A 22,255-nucleotide genomic window follows, 5' to 3' on the forward strand; every position below is an offset into this window, starting at 1 on the left:
AAGGAAGGGCAACCCTGTTAACGCCTGGCGCTGTGGAAGGGGCCCTTCCTGACTCCGGCAGCCGCGCCCGGGTCAGCCGACCGAGCGGGCGTACGCGGCCGGCGAGACGCCGACGACGGCGGTGAACTCGCGGACCAGGTGGGCCTGGTCGCTGTAGCCGAGGTCCGCCGCGAGCGCCGCCCAGTTCGGCGGGTCGCCAGCGGCCTGCTCGACGGCCTCCTGGAGCCGGTACTGACGGATCACCCACTTCGGGCCGACACCGACGTGCGCGAGGAACAGGCGTTGCAGCCGGCGGACGGAGAGCCCGTGCCGCCGGGCGAAGTCGTCCACCCGCAGCACTGTCCGGTCGGTGCGGATCGCCTCGACCAGGCCGATCACCTCGTCGGTGACCGGGTCGGCGACCGGCGCCCAGCCGAGCAGCAGCTCGTCCAGCGCGCGGCGGCGTTCGGCGTCCGTACCGTCGCAGCGGCCGGCGGGCGGGGGCCCCTCGCCGGCCGACGCGGCGGCGACCAGGGCGGCGGCCGGCGGCCAGCGGTCGGCGAGCGTCGGAATCGGCCACCGCCGCCCGGTCAGCTCCGCGACCGACCGCCCCCGCCAGAACGGCCGGAAGCCGCCCGGCCGGAACTGGACCCCGCTGACCCGGCCGAGACCGGACAGCGTGATCGAGAACAGTTCGCGCCCCACGCCGGCCACCTCGGCGGTCTCCGGGCCGTCGCCGTCGCGCCGGAACACCACGTTCACAGCCGGGTGCGGCACGACCTGCTGCGTGAGCGGCTCGGTCAGCTCCCAGTCGACGAACCAGTAGTGCTCGACGTACGGCCGGAGCGCGACGGCGGGCAGGTGCCGGCGGAAGCGGACCTGCCGCAGCAGCCGCGCCGGGTCCAGGATGCCCCGGCTGTCCCCGCGCGGCTGCTGTCGCATTTCTTCAAGACCACCCTCATACGCTGGCCGTATGGCAACCCAGACTAGTGACCTGCTGGCGGTGGCCGCGCCGCCGACCGTGGCGGTGGTACGTGGAATCGCCGACGACCAGCTCGACCTGCCGACGCCCTGCCGCGAGTACGCGGTGCGCGACCTGCTCAACCACCTGTTCGAGGTGGTGGTGAACTTCCAGTCCCTCGCGGCGAAGCGCCCCGTCGAGTGGGCGGACAAGCCCGACCATCTCACGGACGGTTGGCGCGACCGGTTCGAGGCCGAGACGCGGCGGCTGGTCGACGCCTGGTCCGACCCGTCGACGCTGGAGGGCGTCTCGCCGGGGATGGGCTTGCCGCAGGCCACGGTCGGCGGCATGGTGCTGCTGGACCTGACGGTGCACGGCTGGGACCTCGCCGTCGCCACCGGCCAGCCGTACCGGCCCGCCCCGGAGACGACGGCCGCGCTGCACGAGCTGGTGGGGCAGCTCGGGCCGCAGGCCCGGAAGATGGGCGTCTTCGCGGAGCCGGTGCCGGGCGCCGCCGACCTGCCGGAGTTCGACCGGCTGCTCTGCCACACCGGCCGCGACCCCGGCTGGCCCCCCGCCGCCTGAGCACCGCCGGCCCGCGCGGCTCGCCGCCGCACGGGCCTCCTTGCCGCCCGGCCTGCTGTTCCTCGGTGCCCGGCGGTGGAGAAACTTTGGGGAACCTGAGCTGTGTAACGCCGGCGGCGACGTGGGCGCTGTTTGCTCTGGAGGCCCGGCCGGACGGGCCCTGGGCTGGGCCGGAAGGCCCGTCGCGTGTGGCAGCGGGAGTTCAACAGATGCACAACCAGCCGGGCGGAGCGCCGCCGGTGTTCGTCGACCGGACCGGGCGTCGCCGACGGCTCACGGTGATCGCCGGCACCGCGATGGGCCTGGGCCTGCTCACCAGCCTCGGCCTGATCGCCGCCGGTCTCTTCATGGACTCGTCGGTGTCGCTGCCCGGCTGGTCGGACAGCCGCCCGTCGGCACCGCTCGAAGCCGGGGTGGACGGCCGCGGCGAGCTGGGCGGCGCGTCGCCGGCCGGCCCCCGCCCGTCGCCCGCGACCAGCACCTCGGCTCCGATGCCCACCCGTACGGCCGGCGACGGGACCGCCCCGGCCACCGGCGCTCCCGCCGCCAGGCCGAGCCGGTCCGAGCAGCCGGGCCAGGGCGACGAGCGGCGCACCGCGAAGCCCAGCCGGTCCCCGGGCAAGCCGAGCTAGCGGTGGCGCGGCACGTCGCCCGCCGTGACCCGCGGGCGCACTGGATCCTGCTCCTGCTCGGCCTGGCGCTGCTGCTCGCGGCGCTCACCGTCGACGGCCTGGTGACCGGGCTCGCCGGCGGCTCCGGCGGGGGGCGGGCCGACACGTCCGCCGGACCGGCGGTGCCGAAGGATGTCGTTACCGGCGGGCCGGTGCTGCGGCTCGACCGGGACCGGCCGGTCAGCCGCGCCATGCCCGACCGGACGATCGCGCTGACCTTCGACGACGGGCCGGACCCGCGGTGGACGCCGCAGGTGCTCGACGCGCTGCGCCGGCACGGCGCGCGCGCCACCTTCTTCGTGGTCGGTGCCCGGGTCAACGAACACCCCGAGTTGGTCCGCCGGATCCTCGCCGAGGGACACGAGCTGGGCTCGCACAGCTTCACCCACGCCGACCTCGGCGCCGCCGCCGACTGGCGGCGGGACCTGGAGCTCTCGCTCACCCGCAAGGCCGTCGCCGGGGCGGCCGGCCGGGAGGTCACCCTGCTCCGGCCGCCGTTCTCGTCGCATCCGTCGGCGCTGACCGGCCCCGAGTACGCCGCGCTGCGCGCTGCCGCCGGCACCGGGCACGTCGCCGTGCTCGCGGACCGGGACACCAGGGACTGGCAGCGGCCCGGCGTACCGGCCATCGTCGAGGCCGCCACCCCGGAGCGGGGGCGCGGCGCGGTGGTGCTGATGCACGACGGCGGCGGCGACCGGGCCCAGACGGTGGCCGCCCTCGACCGGCTGCTGCCCGCGCTGACCGAGCAGGGCTACCGGTTCACCACCGTCTCCGAGGGGATCGACGCGCCGGCCTCCATGCTGCCGGCGAGCGGGGGCAGCCGGCTGGGCGGGCACGTCCTCCGGTGGACCCAGACCGGCGCCGGCTGGCTGGCCGGGGCGATGGACCTGCTGCTCGCGGTCGCGCTGGTGCTGGGCGTGGCCCGGCTGGTCGTGCAGGTGATCTGCGCGCAGGTGCACGTGCGGCGGGTCCGTCGGCCGAGGCGCGTGTTGCCGCCGGTCACCGCCCCGGTGTCGGTGATCGTGCCCGCGTACAACGAGGCCGCGAACATCGCCGCGACCGTCCGGTCGCTGGTGGCCAGCGACTACCCGGCGCTGGAGGTGATCGTCGTGGACGACGGGTCCAGCGACGACACCGCCGGGATCGTCGAGCGGCTGGGCCTGCGCGGGGTGCGCGTCATCCGGCAGGCCAACGCCGGCAAGCCGGCGGCGCTGAACACCGGCATCCGGGCCGCCCGCGCCGACCTGCTGGTGCTGGTCGACGGGGACACCGTCTTCCAGCCGGACACCGTGCACCGGCTGGTGCAGGGCTTCGCCGACCCGACGGTGGGCGCGATCTCCGGCAACACCAAGGTCGCCAACCGGCGCCGGCTGCTCGGCCGCTGGCAGCACCTGGAGTACGTGATCGGCTTCAACCTCGACCGCCGGATGTACGACGTGCTGGAGTGCATGCCGACCATCCCCGGCGCGATCGGCGCGTTCCGCCGCGAGGTGCTGATCGCCGTCGGCGGGGTGCCTTCGGACACCCTGGCCGAGGACACCGACCTCACCATGAAGGTGCTGCGGGCCGGCTGGCGGGTGGTCTACGAGGAGGCGGCCATCGCCTGGACGGAGGCGCCCTCGTCGCTGCGGCAGCTCTGGCGGCAGCGCTACCGCTGGTGCTACGGCACCATGCAGGCGATGTGGAAGCACCGGCACGCGCTGCGCGAGCGGGGCGCCGGCGGCAAGCTGGGCCGGCGCGGGCTGCCGTACCTGAGCGTGTTCCAGATCGTGCTGCCGCTGGCCGCCCCGGCGGTGGACGTCTACGCCGTCTACGGACTGCTGTTCCTGCCCTGGTCGACGCTGGTGCTGGCCTGGGCGGGGCTGCTGCTGCTCCAGGCGGTCACCGCCGCGTACGCGCTGCGGCTGGACCGGGAACGCTTCGGTCCGCTGTGGAGCCTGCCGTTCCAGCAGTTGCTCTACCGGCAGGTGATGTACCTGGTGGTGGTGCAGTCGGTGGTCACCGCGCTGATCGGCAACCGGCTGCGCTGGCAGCGGATGGCGCGTACCGGCGAGGCGGCGGCGCTGGTCGGGGCACAGGGACGGGCGCCCTTCTGACGCCCGGCGGGGTCAGCCGGCGGTGAGCAGGCCGGCGGAGAGCGCGAGCAGCGTCCCGGCGGCGGTGGAGCAGCAGCAGACCAGCAGGATCGCGACCACCGCGAGGATCGCCCAGACGCGCCGGTCGCGCGCCGCCGCCCGCCAGCCCGACGCCGGTACGTCCCCGGCCGGCTCGCCGTCGTCCACCCCGCCGGCCTCGGTCACTCCGGCAGTCTAGGCACCCACGGGCGGGCCGTCGGGCGCCGCACCCGGACGGGTGACCGCGGTGCGGTCGGTCCACGCATCGCGCGGCGACCAGGCGGTCCCACCGGGCGGACGGCGCCGGGCAGCCAGGAAGGGCCCCGTCCTGTCGGCGAGGGCCCTTCCTGACCCGGTCAGGCGCGGCCGAGGCGGTCGAGGATCCAGGCGTTGATGAACGCCTCCTCGCGCCACGCGTCGTAGCGGCCGCTCGGCCCGCCGTGGCCGGCGCCCATCTCGGTCTTGAGCAGGTAGTCGCCCTGCGGGGCGACCGCCCGCAGCCGGGCGATCCACTTCGCCGGCTCGTGGTAGAGCACGCGCGTGTCGTTGAGGCTGGTCACCGCCAGGATCGCCGGGTAGTCCACCGCCCGCACGTTCTCGTACGGCGTGTAGGACTTCATGTACGCGTAGACCTCCGGGTCGTCGAGCGGGTTGCCCCACTCCTCCCACTCCGTGACGGTCAGCGGCAGCGACGGGTCCAGGATCGAGGTGAGCGCGTCCACGAAGGGCACCTGCGCGACGATCCCGGCGAACGCGTCCGGGGCGAGGTTGGCCACCGCGCCCATCAGCAGCCCGCCGGCCGAGGCGCCCCGGGCGACGAGCCGGTCGCTCGCCGTCCAGCCGGCCTTGACCAGGTGCCGGGCGCAGGCGACGAAGTCGGTGAAGGTGTTCTTCTTGGCCAGCAGCTTGCCCTGGTCGTACCAGCGGCGGCCCAGCTCACCGCCGCCGCGGATATGCGCCACGGCGAAGATGACGCCCCGGTCCAGCAGGGACAGTCGGGCGATGGAGAACCACGGGTCCATGCTCGCCTCGTACGAGCCGTAGCCGTAGATGACGCAGGGGGCGGAGCCGTCCTTCGGCGTGCCGGCCCGGCAGACCAGCGAGATCGGCACCCGCGTCCCGTCGTCGGCGAGCGCCCAGTCGCGGTGCTGCTCGTAGTCGGCCGGGTCGTACGCCCGCCCGTCCGGCCCGGGCTTCACCGGCTTCTGCCGACGCAGCACCATCTGCCGGGTGACCAGGTCGTAGTCGTAGACCGAGTCGGGGGTGACCAGCGAGGTGTAGCGCAGCCGGATCTGCCGGGTCTGGTATTCCGGGTTGCTGTCCAGCCCGACGCTGTAGAGCGGCTCCGGGAAGTCGATGTCGAAGGGGTCGCCGCCGCCGATCGGCAGCACCCGCAGCCCGGTCAGCCCGTTGGTGCGCAGCGAGACGACCAGGTGATCGGAGAAGGCGTCCACCGCCTCCAGCCGGGTGCCGGGCGAGTGCTCGATCAGCGGCACCCAGTCGCCGGGCGCGTCCGCCGAGGTGTAGGCGAGCGCGAAGTCCTCGGCGCCGTCGTTGTGCAGGATCAGGAAGCGGTGGCCGTGGTGCTCGACCGTGTATTCCACGCCCTGCCGGCGGGGCGCCACGGAGGCGGGCGCGCCGGTCGGGTTGCCGGCCGGGATCACCAGCACCTCGCTGGTGATCTTGCTGTGGATGTCGATGAGGACGAACTTCTCGGAGCGGGTCAGCTCGACGCCGACCCAGAAGCGCTCGTCGTCCTCCTGGTGGACCACCACGTCCTCACTCGACGGGGTGCCCAGGGTGTGCCGCCAGACCCGGTTGGGCCGCCACGCCTCGTCCACCGTCACGTAGAACAGCACGGAGGCGTCGGCGGACCAGGCGGTGCCGTAGAAGGTGCCGGGCACCTCGTCGGGTAGCAGTTCGCCGGTCGAGAGGTCCTTGACCCGCAGCGTGAACCGCTCGTCGCCGGAATGGTCCGTCGAGTATGCGAGCCACCGCCCGTCCGGGCTGACGTCGAACGCGCCGAGCGCGAAGAAGTCGTGCCCCTCAGCGAGCAGGTTGCCGTCGAGCAGCACCTCCTCGCCCTCCAGCGGCGCGCCGTCCACGCTGACCGGCGGGTCGGTCTCGCCGTCCCGGACGGCCCGGCGGCACTGCACGCCGTACTGCTGCCCCTCGACCGTGCGGGTGTAGTACCAGTAGCCGCCCTTGCGGCTGGGCACCGACAGGTCGGTCTCCTGGGTGCGCCGGCGGGTCTCCTCGAACAGGTCGGCGCGCAGCCCGTCGAGATGCGCCGTCCGCGCCTCCGTGTACGCGTTCTCCGTGGTCAGGTAGGCGATCGTCTCGGGATCGTCCTTGGTGGCCAGCCACGCGTACTCGTCGGTGACGGTGTCGCCGTGGTGGGTGCGCTCGCTGGGCACCCGCTTCGCCGTGGGCACGGGGGTCTCGGTGGTCACGGCGCCACGTTACCGGCGCGGGTCGCCCTCCGGGTGGTCTCGCCGGTCGACCCGCCGCCACATCTTTCGAACATGTGTACGATGACCGGCATGGCGGCAGCAGCGAGTTCCACCGATCGACCCGGCGCCCTTGACATCACCCGGCGGTTGACGGAGATCTGCGGCCCGCCGTTCGCCCGCCTCGCCGGCCCGGCAGACGAGGTGGCCGGCCGCCCGGCCCGCTGGGTGGCCGTGCCCGGCGGTCCGCACGCCGCCGCCGAGGTGCTGCGGCTGGCGGCCCGGCACGACCTGACCGTGGTGCCGCGTGGTGCCGGCACGAAGATCGACTGGGGTGCCGCCCCCGACCGGGTCGACATCATGCTCGACACCGGCCGGCTCGCCGGGATCGGGCACGAGCCGCTCGGCGCGCCCACCGCCGAGGTCGGCGCGGGCACCCCGCTGCGCGCGGTGCAGGCCACGCTCGAACGCACCGGGCAGCGGCTGGCGGTCGACGCCCCCTCGCCCGGCGCCACCCTCGGGGGCGTGCTCGCCGCCGGCGAGGCGGGTCCGCTGCGGCACCGCCACGGCAGCCCGTGCGACCAGCTCCTCGGCGTGCGCTACCTCGACGCCGACGGCGAGCTGGTCAACGCCGGCGGCGGCCTCGACGGGCTGGAGCTGGCCCGGCTGCTCTGCGGATCGCAGGGGGCGCTCGGCGTGCTGGTCTCCGCGACCCTGCGGGTGCAGGCCGTGCCGGCCGGCCGGATCTGGGTCAGCCGGCCGGTCTGGACCCCGCTGGAGGTGCACGACCTCGTCCGCACGGTGCTCGCCGCGCGCCTCGACCCGGCCGCGGTCGAGCTGGACCTGCCGGCCGGCGCGGGACCCCGGCCGCGCCAGGATGGCCGGGCCGAGGCGATGGCGCGTCACCCGTCCATGGCGGGGCGCGCCGCGCCCGGCCCGGCCGGTGCCGGCCGGCTCGCGGTGCTGCTGGAGGGCGGCCCGGCCGACGTCGCCGAGCGGGCCGACCGCCTGGTGAACCTCCTCGGCGGCAGGGCGGGGGTCAGCCATTCGGCGCCGGAGTGGTGGCGCCGCTACCCGTTCGGCCCGGGCGACACGGCACTGCGGATCGAGGTGCCGATCGCCGACCTGCACGCCGCCGTCTACGCGCTGCGCGACGCCGCCGGCACCCCCGTCCCGGTGCGCGGCTCCGCCGGCCTGGGCGTGGTGCACGCGGCCCTTCCCGGCGCCATGGCTCCCGACCGGGTGGCCTCGATCCTGGCCGCCGTCCGCGGGGTGCTCCTCGCCCGGCAGGGGCGATGCGTGGTGCTCTCCGCGCCGCCGGCCGTCCGGCGGGCCGTCGACCTGTGGGGCGAGCTGGCCGGGCTGCCCCGGCTGCGCGCGGCCAAGGAGCACCTCGACCCGCACCACCGCCTCGCCCCGGGCCGCCTCCCCGGCGGCCTCTGACAAGGCCGCGTCGTCAGGCGTCGTCGTCGGGCGGCGTCGTCGTCGGGCGCGGCCTCGTCGGGCCGCGTCGTCAGGCGGCGTCGTTGCGGAGCACGAGGATGGCGATGTCGTCGCGGGGCGCCTCGGCCGAGAAGCCGAGCGCGGTCGAGCGCAGGCGGGCGGCCACCACGTCGGCCGAGTAGCCGGCCAGCGGGGCGGCGGCGTCGCGCAGCCGGTCGGTGCCGAACAGCTCCCGGCCGCGCCGCCGCTCCGTGACCCCGTCGGTGTAGAAGACCAGCGAGTCACCCGGGTCGAGCGGGATCTCCGCCGTCGGCGAGGTGATCGAGTCGAGCAGCCCGAGCGCCGTGCCGCCGGCGCCGACGAAGGCGGCCCCGCCGCCGGAGCGCAACAGCACCGGCCGGTCGTGGCCGGCGAGGTGCAGCGACACGTCGAGCTGCGTGCCGTCGCCCGGCCCGACCGCCGCGAGGGCAAGCGTGCAGTACCGCCCGCCGCCCCGCTCGACCAGCGTCTCGTTGACCCGGGCCAGCGCCTCCGGCAGCGGCTTGCCGTCGCCGACCAGCACCCGGATGACGTCGCGGACGAGGCCGGTCACCGTGGCCGCCTGCACCCCCTTGCCCGAGACGTCGCCGACCACCACCAGCCAGCGCCCGTCCGGCAGCGGCACCACGTCGTAGAAGTCGCCGCCGACGTCGGCGTCGTCGCCGGTCGGGACGTACTCGGCGGCGAAGCCGATGCCCTCGACCACGGGCAGCACCGGCGGCAGCAGCGACTGCTGGAGGGTCTGCGCGACCCGGCGGCGCTCCGCGTGGATCCGGGCGTTCTCGATCGCCAGCGCCGCCCGCCGCGCCACGTCCTCCAGCACGGAGACCTCGTCCGGGTCGTGCCGGTGCCGCTGGTGCCGGCCGACGGCCAGGGTGCCGAGGCGCTGCCCCCGGGCGATCAGCGGCACCGCGAAGCCCTCCATCGGCGCGCCGAGCGGCATCTGCGTGCCGTTGCGGGACGCCTCCCGCAGCCGCGCCTGGACCGACTCCGGGCCGGTCTCCTGGAGCACCTTGTGCAGGTGGGGCAGCACCGACTCGTCGGCGTGGCTGGCCGCCGCGAGGCGCAGCCGGCCCCACTCGTCGGTGGTGTGCACCGCGCACCACTGCCCGAGCCGGGGCACCACGAGCTGTGGGATGAGCGCCATCGTCAGCTCGACGTCCAGGGACTGCGCGAGCAGCTCGCTGGCCTCCGCGAGGAAGGTCAGCCAGGCCTGCCGGCGGACGTCCGCCCGGCGCAGCCGGTCGTTCTCCAGGTGCAGCGAGAGCCGCTCGGCCATCAGCACCGCCAGCGGCCGGGCGTACGCCGAAGGGGCCGCGTCCAGCTCCAGCTCCCCGCTGTACGGCCGGTGCACCGCCAGCGGCACCCGGAGCAGCTCGTTGCCGGGCCGGGGCTGGCGGCCGTACCGGGCCAGCACCTGTGCGCCCTGTCCGTCCCCCCGGTTCAGCCGCACCACCCCGCCGGCCGCGCCGACCATCTCGGCGACCCGGGTGAGCAGACCGGTCGCGAAGTCGGGCAGCGGGTCCTCGGCGTACGGGTCGGGGGTGGTCTGCATCAGCTCGCTCATCGCCCCCGCGCTCGGCGCGGAACTCTCCGCCGTCGCGGCGGCGCCACCCCCGGCGGCCGCGACGCCCGGCGCCGTCCGCAGCCCGGCGTGCGTCTCGGCGTCACCGGCCGGGTCGGGCCGGTCCAGCCGGAACCAGACGCCCTTGCCGGTGGGCAGGTAGGTGGTGCCCCAGCGGCTGGCGAAGTGGTCGACCAGCAGCAGGCCCCGGCCGCGCTCGGAGACCTCGTCGATGTCCGTGGCGTCGTTGCGGACCCCGACGGTCAGCTCGTCCACCGGGCCGGCCGCGAAGTCGGAGACGGTGACGGTGAGCCCGTCCGAATCGGCGACGACCTCGACGTCCAGTTCGGTGCGGGCGTGCTCCACCGCGTTGGTGGAGAGTTCCGTGGTCAGCAGCAGCGCCTCGTTGAGCAACTCGTCCAGGTGCGCCTCGTTGAGCACCGACCGCACCAGGGCTCGCGCCGCGGCGGGCGTACGCCGGTCGGCGGGGAGCCGGACGCGCCGGACGTGCTCGTCTCGGCCCCCGGTCTCCGCGGGCCCCGTCTCCGCTGACACCCTCGTATCCTCCACCGCCGCCCGCTCGGCTGCCAAGCCGGTGCCGGACGAGTGGCGCGGACGGCACCGGGTCGGCGTGGCGAGCCGCGCGGGACGGGGCAAACCGGACGGGTGCGACGGGTTGTCGCGCGTGCCGACCGGCTGCGGGACGGGGCGAAACCGGACGGGTGGGACGGTTGCCACGCGTGGCGAGCGGCCGCGCAGACGTGGCGGGGACGACGTCGCGGGCACAATGATGGGATGGCCTGCGTCGCAGGAGTCGGTGGCCCCGAGCTGAGCGAGGAATGATGACCACGGCGAAACAGTCGTCAGCCGCGGATCCGTCCGCGCCCGACCACGAGGCGCTCCTCGTCGAACTGACCGAGGCGCTACGGCGGGTCCGCCGCGGCGAACTGAAGGTCCGGCTGCCGCGACGGGCGGGCCGGGCCGGCGAGGTCGCGGACGCCTTCAACGAGGTCGTCTCGCTCCAGGAGCGGCAGTACCTCGACCTGCGGCGGATCAGCCGGATCGTCGGCCGGGACGGCCGGCTCACCGAGCGCCTGGACGACGAGGGGCTCGACGGCTCCTGGGCGGAGGGCCAGCGGGCCGTCAACTCGCTGATCGACGACCTCGGCCGGCCCACCACCGAGATCGCCCGGGTCATCGTGGCGGTCGCCGAGGGCGACCTGTCCCAGCACATGGCCCTGGAGATCGACGGCCGGCCGCTGCGCGGCGAGTACCTGCGCATCGGGCGCACCGTGAACACGATGGTCGACCAGCTCTCGTCGTTCGCCGACGAGGTGACGCGGGTGGCCCGCGAGGTGGGCACCGAGGGCAAGCTCGGCGGTCAGGCCGACGTGCGCGGCGTCGCCGGCACCTGGAAGGACCTCACCGACTCGGTGAACACCATGGCGTCGAACCTGACCGGCCAGGTGCGGTCGATCTCCCAGGTGGCGACGGCGGTGGCCAAGGGCGACCTGTCGCAGAAGATCACGGTCGGGGCGCGCGGCGAGGTCGCCGAGCTGGCCGACACGATGAACTACCTGACCGACACCCTGCGGCTCTTCGCCGAGCAGGTGACGCGGGTGGCCCGCGAGGTGGGCACCGAGGGCAAGCTGGGCGGCCAGGCCGAGGTGCCGAACGTGGCGGGCACCTGGAAGGACCTGACCGACAGCGTCAACTCGATGGCGTCGAACCTGACGTCGCAGGTGCGCAACATCGCGCAGGTCTCCACGGCGGTGGCGCGGGGCGACCTGTCGCAGAAGATCACGGTGGCGGCGCAGGGCGAGATCCTGGAACTCAAGGACACCGTCAACACGATGGTGGACCAGCTCTCGTCGTTCGCCGACGAGGTCACCCGCGTCGCCCGCGAGGTGGGCATCGAGGGCAAACTGGGCGGTCAGGCCCAGGTGCGCGGCGTCTCCGGCACCTGGCGGGACCTGACGGAGAACGTCAACCAGCTCGCCGGCAACCTGACCAGCCAGGTCCGCAACATCTCCCAGGTCTCCACCGCCGTGGCGAAGGGCGACCTGTCGCAGAAGATCACGGTTGACGCGCAGGGCGAGGTCCTGGAGCTGAAGAACACCGTGAACACGATGGTGGACCAGCTCTCGTCGTTCGCCGACGAGGTGACCCGGGTGGCCCGCGAGGTGGGCACGGAGGGCAAGCTGGGCGGTCAGGCCCAGGTCAAGGGCGTCTCCGGTACGTGGCGGGACCTGACGGACAACGTGAACTCGATGGCGTCGAACCTGACGTCGCAGGTGCGCAACATCGCCTCGGTGACCACGGCGGTGGCGAAGGGCGACCTGTCGCAGAAGATCACCGTCGACGCCCGGGGCGAGATCCTGGCGCTGAAGTCGACGGTCAACACGATGGTGGACCAGCTCTCGTCGTTCGCCGACGAGGTGACCCGCGTCGCGCGCGAGGTGGGCACGGAGGGCAAGCTCGGCGGCCAGGCCCAGGTGCGCGGGGTCGCCGGCACCTGGCGGGACCTGACCGACAACGTGAACTCGATGGCGTCCAACCTGACCGCCCAGGTGCGCAACATCGCCCAGGTCTCCACCGCCGTGGCGAAGGGCGACCTGTCGCAGAAGATCACGGTCGACGCGCAGGGCGAGATCCTGGAGCTGAAGTCGACCGTGAACACGATGGTGGACCAGCTCTCGTCGTTCGCCGACGAGGTGACCCGGGTGGCCCGCGAGGTGGGCACGGAGGGCAAGCTGGGCGGTCAGGCCCAGGTCAAGGGCGTCTCCGGTACGTGGCGGGACCTGACGGACAACGTGAACTCGATGGCGTCGAACCTGACGTCGCAGGTGCGCAACATCGCCTCGGTGACCACGGCCGTCGCCAACGGCGACCTGTCGCAGAAGATCACGGTCGACGCGCAGGGCGAGATCCTGGAGCTGAAGAACACGGTCAACACGATGGTCGACCAGCTCTCGTCGTTCGCCGACGAGGTCACCCGCGTCGCCCGCGAGGTGGGCATCGAGGGCAAGCTGGGCGGCCAGGCGCAGGTGAAGGGCGTCTCGGGCACCTGGCGGGACCTCACCGAGAACGTCAACCAGCTCGCCTCGACCCTCACCACCCAGCTGCGCGCCATCGCGCAGGTCTCCACCTCGGTGACCCGGGGCGACCTGACCCAGCGGATCACGGTCAAGGCGCAGGGCGAGGTCGCCGAGCTGAAGGACAACATCAACCAGATGATCGTCACCCTCCGGGAGACGACCAAGAAGAACGCCGAGCAGGGCTGGCTCGACTCGAACCTGGCCCGCATCGGCGGCCTGCTCCAGGGCCAGCGCGACCTCGGCGAGGTCTGCCGCATGATCATGATGGAGGTGACCCCGCTGGTCGACGCGCAGCTCGGCGCGTTCTTCCTGGCGGACACCTCCGAGGGCGTGATGCGGCTGCGCCTGACCGCCTCGTACGGCTACGTCGCCCGGGGGCACGACGTCACCTTCGGGCCCGGCGAGGGGCTGGTCGGCCAGACCGCCCTCTCCCGCCGGACGATCCGCATGGGCGGGACGCCGGACGGCAAGCTGATGCTCCGCTCCGGGCTCGCCGAGACCCCGCCGGCCGACCTGGTCGTGCTGCCCGTGCTCTTCGAGGGCGAGCTGCTCGGGGTGATCGAGTTCGCCAGCGTGACGCCCTTCTCCGAGCTGCACCTGTCGTTCCTGGAGCGGCTGGTGTCCACCACCGGCATCGCCGTCAACACCATCCAGGCCAACCGGCGTACGGAGGAGCTGCTCGCGCAGTCCCAGCGGCTCGCCCACGAGTTGCAGGAGCAGTCGGCCGAGCTCCAGCGCACCAACGCCGAGCTGGAGGACAAGGCGCAGCTGCTCTCCGAGCAGAAGGGCAACATCGAGACCAAGAACCGGGAGATAGAGCTGGCCCGGCTCGGCCTCGAGGAGAAGGCCCAGCAGCTCACCCGGGCGTCGGCGTACAAGTCGGAGTTCCTGGCCAACATGAGCCACGAGCTGCGTACGCCGCTGAACTCCCTGTTGCTGCTGGCCCGGCTGCTGGCCGAGAACTCGGAGCAGAACCTCTCCCCGAAGCAGATCGAGTTCGCCCGGACCATCCACGGGGCCGGCTCCGACCTGCTCTCGCTGATCGACGACATCCTGGACCTGTCCAAGATCGAGGCCGGGCGGATGGACGTCGAGCCCACCGAGGTGCGGTTCGACGAGATCCGCAGCTACGTGGAGCAGGCGTTCGCGCCGCAGGCCGACGAGAAGGGCCTGGACTTCCAGGTGCGGGTCAGCAAGGACCTGCCGCCGGCCCTGGTCACCGACGCCCAGCGGTTGCAGCAGATCCTGCGCAACCTGCTCTCCAACGCGGTGAAGTTCACCGACAACGGCGCGGTGACGCTGCGGATCGCGCCGGCGCCCGAGAACGTGGCCTTCGACGTGCCGGCGCTGACCAACGCGCGGCAGGTCATCGCGTTCACGGTCGTCGACACCGGGATCGGCATCTCCGACGACAAGCTGTCGTTGATCTTCGAGGCGTTCCAGCAGGCCGACGGCACCACCAGCCGCCGCTACGGCGGGACGGGGCTGGGGCTGTCGATCAGCCGGGACCTGGCCCGGCTGCTGGGCGGCAGCATCGCCGTGTCGTCGGCGCCCGGGCAGGGCTCGACGTTCACCCTCTTCGTGCCGGACGTGCTCGCGCCGGACGCGGTGGTGGCGCCGCTGCCGCCGTCGCCGGCCCGCGCCGGACTGCCGTCGTCGCTGCTGATGCCGCCGCCGGAGCTGCCCGAGCCGGCCTCCACGCCGGCGACCCGCCAGCTGGAGGGGGCCACCGTGCTGATCGTCGACGACGACGTCCGGAACGTCTTCGCGCTGACCAGTGCGTTGGAACTGCACGGGCTCACCGTGTTGTACTCGGACAACGGGGCGGACGGCGTCCGCCTCCTGGCCGAGCATCCGGAGGTGGACATCGTCCTGATGGATGCGATGATGCCCGATCAGGACGGTTACGAGACGACCCGACAGATCCGACGCAACCACCGGTTCGTCGACCTGCCGATCGTCTTCCTGACCGCCAAGGCCATGCCCGGCGACCGCGAGTCGGCGCTGGCGGCCGGGGGAAGTGACTACATCACCAAGCCCGTCGACCTGGACGAGTTGATCGAACTCATGTCGTCCTGGATCAGCGGCAGCCGAACCGAGGAGAGTTCGTGACCCAGATGGCTAAGGCGCTGCTGGTGGACGACCGCCGGGAGAACCTGATGGCGCTGGAGGCGATCCTCCAGGGCCTGCCGGTCCAGTCCGTCGCCGTCGAGAGCGGCGAGGCGGCACTGAAGCAGCTGCTGGTCGACGACTTCGCGGTGATCCTGCTCGACGCCCAGATGCCGGACATGGACGGCTTCGAGACGGCGAGCCACATCAAGCGGCGCGAGCGTACGCGGCACGTGCCGATCATCTTCCTCACCGCCGCGGACCGGGACGCCCAGCTCGCGCTGCGCGGCTACGCGGTCGGCGCGGTCGACTACCTCACGAAGCCGTTCGACCCGTGGGTGCTGCGGGCCAAGGTGTCGGTCTTCGTGGAGCTGTGGGTGAAGACCCGGCAGCTCGCGGCCCAGTCGGATCTGGTGCGGGAGCGCGACGCGCAGTGGCGGGTGCTCACCGACGCGGTCGACGAGGCCACCGCGATGCTGCGGGCGGACGACCCGGACGCCCGCGACCGCGCCGTCGAGCTTCTCGAGCAGGCCCGCTGGGGCAACACCCCCTGACCGGCGCCTCCGAGGTGGGGTCAGGCCGTGGTCTGGTCGTTGCGGATCATCAGGGCGCTGCGCAGGCCGGTGATGTCCAGGACGCGGAGCAGGAAGTCGCCGACGTTCGTCAGGACCAGGAGGCTCTGCGCGTGGCTGGCCTTGCGGCTGAGCACGACGAGGGTGCCCAGGCCCTGCGAGTCGCAGAAGGTGACCCCGCCGAGGTCGAGCACGATCCGCGGCGGCGGATCGGCGAGCACCTCATTGACGACAGTCGACAGCTGGGCGGCCGTGAGCATGTCGATCTCACCGGCCAGGCGCAGCACAGCTTCGTCGCCCGTCCGGTGTAGCGTGATGGACAGTTCGGCACGATCCACCCGGTCAGCCTAGCGCGATCCCGACGACCCGGCCTGTCGAGCCGGGGTGCCGCACCCATCGAGCGGGACACCGCCGGCCCGGAGCCCGGAAGGGCTGCGGCGAGAGCGATCGGGAGGCCGGGGCGGGTGAGCCTGGTAACCCCGGTGCGGGGTGCCTGCCGATTCGCCGCCCGGCGCTGACACAATGGCGGCATCGTGACCGATATGTTTCCCGCCGGATCCGGCCGCTACCCGGCCGACGCGCCGGCCTCCGAGGCCCTGTTCGACCGCGCCAAGGCCATCGTGCCCGGCGGGGTGAACTCCCCCGTGCGCGCCTTCCGTGCCGTCGGCGGCACCCCGCGCTTCATGGTCCGGGGGGAGGGGCCCTGGCTCTACGACGCCGACGACCGGCGCTACGTCGACCTGGTCTCCTCCTGGGGCCCGCTGATCCTCGGCCACGCGCACCCGGAGGTGGTGGACGCGATCCGGGCCGCCGCCGTCCGGGGCACCAGCTTCGGCACCCCCACCCCGGGCGAGGTCGAGCTGGCCGCCGAGATCGTCGACCGCACCCCCGTCGAGCAGGTCCGGCTGGTCAACTCCGGCACCGAGGCCACCATGTCGGCGATCCGGCTGGCCCGCGGCTTCACCGGTCGCCCCCGGATCGTCAAGTTCTCCGGCTGCTACCACGGGCACTCCGACGCGCTGCTGGCCGCCGCCGGCTCCGGCGTGGCCACCCTCGGCCTGCCCGACTCGCCCGGCGTGACCGGCGCGGCGGCGGGCGACACGATCGTGCTGCCGTACAACGACGTCGCCGCCGTGGAGCAGGCGTTCGCCGCCGAGGGCCAGCACATCGCCGCGATCATCACCGAGGCCGCCGCCGGCAACATGGGCGTGGTCGCCCCGCGCGACGGCTTCAACCAGCAGCTCGCCCGGATCGCGCACGCGCACGGCGCGCTGCTCATCGTCGACGAGGTGATGACCGGGTTCCGGGTCTCCCGCGCCGGGTGGCACGGCCTCGACCCCTCCGACGCCGACCTGTGGACGTACGGCAAGGTCATGGGGGGTGGGCTGCCGGCCGCGGCGTTCGGCGGGCGCGCGGAGATCATGGAGCGACTGGCCCCCGCCGGGCCCGTCTACCAGGCCGGCACGCTCTCCGGTAACCCGCTGGCCTGCGCCGCCGGCCTGGCCACCCTGCGGCTGGCCGACGACGCGCTCTACCGCCGGCTCGACGAGACGGCCGCCGTCGTGAGCAAGCTCGCCGCCGACGCGCTCGCCGCCGCCGGGGTCCCGCACCGACTGTCGTACGCGGGCAACATGTTCTCGATCTTCTTCACCGATGCCGACGTGGTCGACTACGACAGCGCCCGCACCCAGCAGGTGCCGGCCTTCAAGGCGTTCTTCCACGCGATGCTCGCCGGCGGCGTCTACCTGCCGCCGAGCGCGTTCGAGGCGTGGTTCGTGTCGGCGGCGCTGGACGACGCCGCTCTGGAGCAGATCGCCGCCGCCCTGCCGGTGGCGGCCAACGCGGCGGCAGCGGCGGGTCACGGGGGGTAGCGGTGAGCGCGAGGAGTGAGCCGGGTCTGCGAGCCCCGCAGTCGCGAACGAAGGGGGCGCAGCGGTGAGCAAGACGGTGGTCCACGTGCTGCGGCACGGCGAGGTGCACAACCCGGAGGGCATCCTCTACGGCCGGCTGCCCGGCTTCCGGCTCTCCGAGCTCGGCGTGCAGATGGCCAAGGCCGCCGCGCAGGGGCTCGCCGAGCGGGAGGTCGTGCACGTGGTGGCCAGCCCGCTGGAGCGCGCCCAGCAGACGGCCGAGCCGATCGCCGCGCAGTTCGGGCTGCCGGTCGGCGTGGACGAGCGGCTCATCGAGAGTGCCAACTGGTTCGAGGGCAAGAAGGTCTCGCCCGGCGACGGCTCGTTCCGTGACCCGCGCAACTGGTGGGTGCTGCGGGACCCGGTCACCCCGTCCTGGGGCGAGGCGTACCGGGCGATCGCGGAGCGGATGTTCGCCGCCCTGCACGCCGCCCGGGTGGCCGCCGAGGGGCGCGAGGCCGTGCTCGTCTCGCACCAGCTCCCCATCTGGACGCTGCGCCGCCACGTCGAGCGCAAGCGGCTCTGGCACGACCCGCGCCGGCGCCAGTGCGGGCTGGCCAGCCTCACCTCCTTCCACTTCGACGGCGCCAAGGTCGTCGGCATCGGCTACTCCGAGCCGGCCGCGCACCTGATCGCGATGTCGGCGACCGCCCGGACGGCCAAGGGGGCCTGATGAACGCCCGGAGGTGGACCGCGGGTCTGCTCGCCGCCGTCACGACGGTGGCGCTGGCCGGCTGCTCCTCGCAGAGCCGGGAGGAGGCCTGCGGCACCACTGACGGCGTCATCGAGTGCGCGCCCGACAAGCGTTCCGCGGCGCCGAAGATCTCCGGCGAGCTGCTCGCCGGCGGCAGCCACGACGTGGCGCAGGACCGCGGTCAGGTCGTCGTGATCAACTTCTGGGGCTCGTGGTGCAACCCGTGCCGGGCCGAGGCGGACGACCTGGAGAACACCTACCAGGCCACCAAGGGCTCCGGGGTCACCTTCCTGGGCGTCAACATCCAGGACAGCCGGGACAAGGCGATCGCCTTCGAGGAGCGGTTCGGGGTGACCTACCCGAGCCTGTTCGACCCGCCCAGCCGCGTCGCGCTCGCCCTGGACATCCCGCCGAACACCATCCCGGCCACCATCGTGCTCGACCGGGACGGCCGGATCGCCGCCGTCATCCGCGCGGCGGTGAAGCAGGAGGGTCTCCAGCCCATCGTCGAGCGGGTCGCGGCCGAGCAGCCCGCCCCCAACGGTTCCCGCTGATGGGCGAGACGTTCCGGGAACTCGCCCAGTCCGGCCCGCTGCTGCTCGCCATCGGCGCGGCCGCGCTCGCCGGCCTGGTCAGCTTCCTCTCCCCGTGCGTGCTCCCGCTGGTGCCGGGCTACCTGTCGTACGTCACCGGCCTCGCCGGAGCCGACCTCGAAACCCGCGGCCCTCGTGTGAGGAATGGCACTCCGTTAACGGATTCGGCAGAGGAAGGGGCCCTTCCTGACGCCGGCGGCGGGGTGGCGGTGCGGGAGCGCACCGCGCGGGCCACCGCCGCCGCCGTGAAGGGCCGGGTGCTGGCCGGCACGCTGCTGTTCATCGCCGGCTTCACCGTCGTCTTCACCGCCACCGCGATCCTCTTCGCCGGCGTCGGCCGGGTCTTCTTCGAGTACGAACGCACGCTGGAGATCGTCATCGGCGCGCTGATCGTCGTGCTCGGCCTGGGCTACGTCGGGGTGTTCCCCGGGTTGCAGCGGGAGTTCCGGATCCACCGGCTGCCCGCCGCCGGGCTGCTCGGCGCCCCGGTGTTCGGCGCGGTCTTCGCGCTCAGTTGGGTGCCCTGCGTCGGTCCGACGCTGGGCGCGGTGCTCGGCATGGCCGCCGTCGAGGGGCAGACCGACCGCGCCGTGGTGCTGGCCGTGGCGTACTGCCTGGGGCTGGGGATACCCTTCGTCGTCTTCGGGCTGGGCTTCCAGCGCCTGCTCGGGGTCTTCCGCGCCGTGCGGCGCCACAGCCGCTGGGTCACCCGGGTCGGCGGCGCCCTGCTGATCCTGATCGGCCTCGCGCTGGTCACCGGCGGGTGGACGAACTTCGTGATCTGGTTGCAGACCACCGTCGGGGTGGGCGAGGTGAGCATCTGATGACCGTCGTGGACGAGCGGCCGGCGACGCCGGCCGAGGCGCCCCGGCGTCGCCCCAACCGGCTGCTGGCCCTGCTGCGCAACTCGTGGCGGCAGCTCACCAGCATGCGTACGGCGCTGGTGCTGCTGTTCCTGCTCGCGATCGCCGCCATCCCCGGCTCGGTGCTGCCGCAGCGCGGGGTCAACCCGGAGGACGTGCGGGACTACTTCACCGAGCACCCCGACCTGGCCCGGGTGCTGGACCGGATCGGCGCCTTCGAGGCGTTCGGCTCGGTCTGGTTCTCCGCGATCTACCTGCTGCTGTTCACCTCGCTGATCGGCTGCATCACCCCCCGGCTGCGCGACCATGTCCGGGCGCTGCGGTCGACGCCGCCGGCCGCCCCGAAGCGGCTGGACCGGCTGCCGCAGCACGCGGTGCTGCCCGCCCCCGAGGGCGGTGCGACGGCGATCGCCGAGACGCTGCGCCGCCGGCGCTGGCGCGTGGTGGTCCGCGGCGACGAGGTCTCCGCCGAGAAGGGCTACCTCAAGGAGACCGGCAACCTGCTCTTCCACACCTCGATGGTGGTGGTGCTGGTCGGCGTCGCGCTCAGCTCCTGGTACGGCTGGACCGGCAACAAGCTGCTGGTCGCCGGCAAGGACAACGCGTTCTGCAACACCGTGCAGCAGTACGCCGAGAGCAACCTCGGCCCCCGGGTCGGCAGCGAGGACCTGCCCGGCTTCTGCGTGCAGCTCGACGACTTCGAGGCCCGGTTCCTGGAGTCCGGCCAGCCGGAGTTCTTTGAGGCCAGGGTGACCGTGGACGAGGCCGGCGGCGAGCCGCGGCAGGCGGAATTCTCGGTCAACTCCCCGCTGCGCCTCGACGGCGCGAACGTCTACCTGCTCGGCCACGGCTACGCCCCGGTGATCCGCTACACCGACCGGTTCGGCCGCAGCCAGACCAGCGCAGTGCCGTTCCTGACCACCGGCGACGTCGGGCTGACCAGCGAGGGGCTGGCGGCCTTCCCGGACGCCAACGTCGACCCGGCCACCGGCAGCCGGGACCCGGACCTCCAGGTGGCCTTCTCGGGTCTCTACCTGCCGACCGCGCCGGAGTCGGCGCCGTTCGCGCGCTCCGAGTACCCGACCGAGCGCAACCCGGCGCTGAACCTCGTCGCCTACCGGGGCAACCTGGGGCTGGACGCGGGCATCCCCGGCTCGATCTACGAGCTGGACCAGCGGCAGGTGCGGGCCGGCAAGGTGAAGGAGGTCGGCACGAAGCTGCTCCGCAAGGGCGAGACCTGGACGCTGGACGACGGCAGCACGGTCGAGTTCCTGGACAGCAAGCCGTACATCACCCTGTCGGTCCGGTACGACCCGGGCGCCACGCTGCTGCTGGTTAGCTCCGGGGCGCTGCTGGTCGGGCTGATGGGCTCGCTGTTCGGCCGGCGCCGCCGGGTCTTCTTCCGGGTGCGTGCCGCCGACCCCGCGGGTGGATCTCCGACGGGCGGTAGTAGCTTGGTCGAGGCCGGTGGCCTGCCGCGCACCGACCATCCAGGGTTCGCCGACGAGTTCGCGCAGCTCGTGGCCGCGATCAGCGGTGACGGGGGGCCGGCCGGGCGGGCCGGTGTCGATCGCGACGGCGGCGAGCGGCCCGGAGCGCGAGAAGGAGCCGAGTGATGTCCGCACTCTCCGACCAGTTGGTGTCGTTCGCGATCCTGGCGTACCTGGTCGCGATGATCAGCCACGCCGTCGAGTACGCGCTCGGCAACGCCCGCGCCCGCGTCGCGGCACCCGCCCGCGAGCTGGTCGGGGCCGGCGTCGGCGGGGCCGGGGGCGTCATCCCGGAGGCCCGCGTCGAGGCCGACCGGGCGGCGGCCGAGCGCACCGCCCGGCGTGCCCGGCTGGCGGGCCTGGTCGCCGTCGTCGCCACCGCGGTCGCGACGCTGCTGCACCTCGGGGCGCTGGTCACCCGCGGCATCGCCGCCGACCGGATGCCCTGGGGCAACATGTACGAGTTCGTGCTCACGGTCTCGTGGATCGGCGCGGCCGCCTGGCTGGTGGTGCTCTGGAAGCTGCCGATGCTGCGCCGCCTGGGGCTGTTCCTGTCGCTGGTGATGGTGCTCCTGCTGGCGACCGCCGAACTGGTGCTCTACGTGCCGATCGTGCCGCTGGTGCCGGCGCTGAACTCGTACTGGTTCGTCATCCACGTCTCGACCGTCGTCTTCGCCTCCGGCATCTTCCTGCTCGCCGCCGTGCCCGCGGTGGCGTTCCTGATGCGGTCCGGCTACGAGCAGGGCAGACGGAGCTTCCCCTACACGCTGGCGAAGCGGATGCCGTCGGCGGCCGGTCTGGAGCGTCTCGCCTTCGTGCTGCACGCCTTCGCGTTCCCGGTCTTCACCTTCGCGGTGATCGCCGGGGCGATCTGGGCCGAGGCGGCCTGGGGCCGGCCGTGGGGCTGGGACCCGAAGGAGACCTGGTCGTTCATCTCCTGGGTGATCTACGCCGGCTACCTGCACGCCCGCGCCACGCCGAGCGTGAAGCGGAACGTGGCCGCCTGGCTCGCCGTCGCCGGCTTCCTCACCATGCTGATGAACCTGTTCGGCGTGAACATCTTCTTCGAGGGCCTGCACTCCTACGGCGGCCTCGACTGACACCCGTCCGCAGGACGTGC

General features: G+C 73.5%; 17 protein-coding genes. 12 read left to right on the forward strand and 5 right to left on the reverse strand.

Going from position 1 to position 22,255, the window contains the following annotated elements:
* Positions 1-72 precede the first annotated feature (72 nt).
* On the reverse strand, positions 73-921 hold the full coding sequence (locus ACFY23_RS02400; RefSeq protein ID WP_350679132.1) for an AraC family transcriptional regulator: 849 nt from the start codon (positions 919-921) through the stop codon (positions 73-75).
* A gap of 31 nt (positions 922-952) precedes the next feature.
* Here ACFY23_RS02400 and ACFY23_RS02405 point away from each other — a divergent pair, with 31 nt between their 5' ends.
* The 3 genes from ACFY23_RS02405 (at position 953) to ACFY23_RS02415 (ending at position 4,292) form a co-directional block, all read left to right on the forward strand.
* The gene (locus ACFY23_RS02405; RefSeq protein ID WP_350679134.1) at positions 953-1,525 is read left to right on the forward strand and encodes a TIGR03086 family metal-binding protein; all 573 of its coding nucleotides are present in this window, start codon (positions 953-955) and stop codon (positions 1,523-1,525) included.
* A 209-nt stretch (positions 1,526-1,734) separates the two neighbouring features.
* Positions 1,735-2,157: a hypothetical protein gene (locus ACFY23_RS02410; RefSeq protein ID WP_350679136.1), complete on the forward strand. Its 423-nt coding sequence runs from the start codon at positions 1,735-1,737 to the stop codon at positions 2,155-2,157.
* A gap of 2 nt (positions 2,158-2,159) precedes the next feature.
* A complete protein-coding gene (locus ACFY23_RS02415; protein WP_350679138.1) occupies positions 2,160-4,292 on the forward strand; it encodes a bifunctional polysaccharide deacetylase/glycosyltransferase family 2 protein in 2,133 nt (710 codons plus the stop codon).
* Between the two features lie 12 nt (positions 4,293-4,304).
* Here ACFY23_RS02415 and ACFY23_RS02420 read toward each other — a convergent pair whose 3' ends face one another.
* Together ACFY23_RS02420 and ACFY23_RS02425 are read right to left on the reverse strand one after the other, a co-directional pair.
* Positions 4,305-4,496 (reverse strand): hypothetical protein, encoded by a 192-nt coding sequence (locus ACFY23_RS02420; protein WP_350679140.1) that lies wholly within the window; start codon positions 4,494-4,496, stop codon positions 4,305-4,307.
* Between the two features lie 170 nt (positions 4,497-4,666).
* Complete coding sequence (locus tag ACFY23_RS02425; RefSeq protein WP_350679142.1) at positions 4,667-6,763, reverse strand: S9 family peptidase; 2,097 nt, start codon at positions 6,761-6,763, stop codon at positions 4,667-4,669.
* Between the two features lie 90 nt (positions 6,764-6,853).
* Here ACFY23_RS02425 and ACFY23_RS02430 point away from each other — a divergent pair, with 90 nt between their 5' ends.
* Positions 6,854-8,203: an FAD-binding oxidoreductase gene (locus ACFY23_RS02430; RefSeq protein ID WP_350679144.1), complete on the forward strand. Its 1,350-nt coding sequence runs from the start codon at positions 6,854-6,856 to the stop codon at positions 8,201-8,203.
* Positions 8,204-8,273: 70 nt separating this feature from the next.
* Here ACFY23_RS02430 and ACFY23_RS02435 read toward each other — a convergent pair whose 3' ends face one another.
* Positions 8,274-10,361: a SpoIIE family protein phosphatase gene (locus tag ACFY23_RS02435; protein ID WP_350679146.1), complete on the reverse strand. Its 2,088-nt coding sequence runs from the start codon at positions 10,359-10,361 to the stop codon at positions 8,274-8,276.
* 287 nt (positions 10,362-10,648) lie between these two features.
* Between ACFY23_RS02435 and ACFY23_RS02440 the strand changes: the two genes are divergently transcribed.
* Positions 10,649-15,016, forward strand: coding sequence for a HAMP domain-containing protein (locus ACFY23_RS02440; protein WP_350679148.1), 4,368 nt, complete (start codon positions 10,649-10,651; stop codon positions 15,014-15,016).
* Positions 15,013-15,567 (forward strand): response regulator, encoded by a 555-nt coding sequence (locus ACFY23_RS02445; RefSeq protein WP_350679150.1) that lies wholly within the window; start codon positions 15,013-15,015, stop codon positions 15,565-15,567. Before ACFY23_RS02440 ends, ACFY23_RS02445 begins: the two co-directional genes overlap by 4 nt.
* A gap of 20 nt (positions 15,568-15,587) precedes the next feature.
* Here ACFY23_RS02445 and ACFY23_RS02450 read toward each other — a convergent pair whose 3' ends face one another.
* Complete coding sequence (locus tag ACFY23_RS02450) at positions 15,588-15,923, reverse strand: STAS domain-containing protein (protein WP_350679152.1); 336 nt, start codon at positions 15,921-15,923, stop codon at positions 15,588-15,590.
* Positions 15,924-16,118: 195 nt separating this feature from the next.
* On the opposite strand from ACFY23_RS02450, the gene hemL reads away from it, so the two are divergent.
* From hemL to ccsB, 6 genes are all read left to right on the forward strand, one after another.
* Positions 16,119-17,456, forward strand: a complete 1,338-nt coding sequence (gene hemL / locus ACFY23_RS02455; protein ID WP_350679154.1) for a glutamate-1-semialdehyde 2,1-aminomutase — start codon at positions 16,119-16,121, stop codon at positions 17,454-17,456.
* Positions 17,457-17,520: 64 nt separating this feature from the next.
* Positions 17,521-18,168, forward strand: a complete 648-nt coding sequence (locus tag ACFY23_RS02460) for a histidine phosphatase family protein (protein WP_091099474.1) — start codon at positions 17,521-17,523, stop codon at positions 18,166-18,168.
* Positions 18,168-18,743: a TlpA disulfide reductase family protein gene (locus tag ACFY23_RS02465; protein WP_350679157.1), complete on the forward strand. Its 576-nt coding sequence runs from the start codon at positions 18,168-18,170 to the stop codon at positions 18,741-18,743. Before ACFY23_RS02460 ends, ACFY23_RS02465 begins: the two co-directional genes overlap by 1 nt.
* Positions 18,743-19,606: a cytochrome c biogenesis protein CcdA gene (locus ACFY23_RS02470; RefSeq protein ID WP_350679159.1), complete on the forward strand. Its 864-nt coding sequence runs from the start codon at positions 18,743-18,745 to the stop codon at positions 19,604-19,606. Before ACFY23_RS02465 ends, ACFY23_RS02470 begins: the two co-directional genes overlap by 1 nt.
* Positions 19,606-21,261, forward strand: a complete 1,656-nt coding sequence (locus ACFY23_RS02475) for a cytochrome c biogenesis protein ResB (RefSeq protein WP_350679161.1) — start codon at positions 19,606-19,608, stop codon at positions 21,259-21,261. Before ACFY23_RS02470 ends, ACFY23_RS02475 begins: the two co-directional genes overlap by 1 nt.
* A complete protein-coding gene (ccsB, locus tag ACFY23_RS02480) occupies positions 21,261-22,235 on the forward strand; it encodes a c-type cytochrome biogenesis protein CcsB (RefSeq protein ID WP_350679163.1) in 975 nt (324 codons plus the stop codon). Before ACFY23_RS02475 ends, ccsB begins: the two co-directional genes overlap by 1 nt.
* The last annotated feature ends 20 nt before the right edge of the window (positions 22,236-22,255 follow it).

This window comes from Micromonospora sp. NPDC000121 (assembly GCF_042899165.1).
Classification (GTDB): Bacteria; Actinomycetota; Actinomycetes; order Mycobacteriales; family Micromonosporaceae; genus Micromonospora.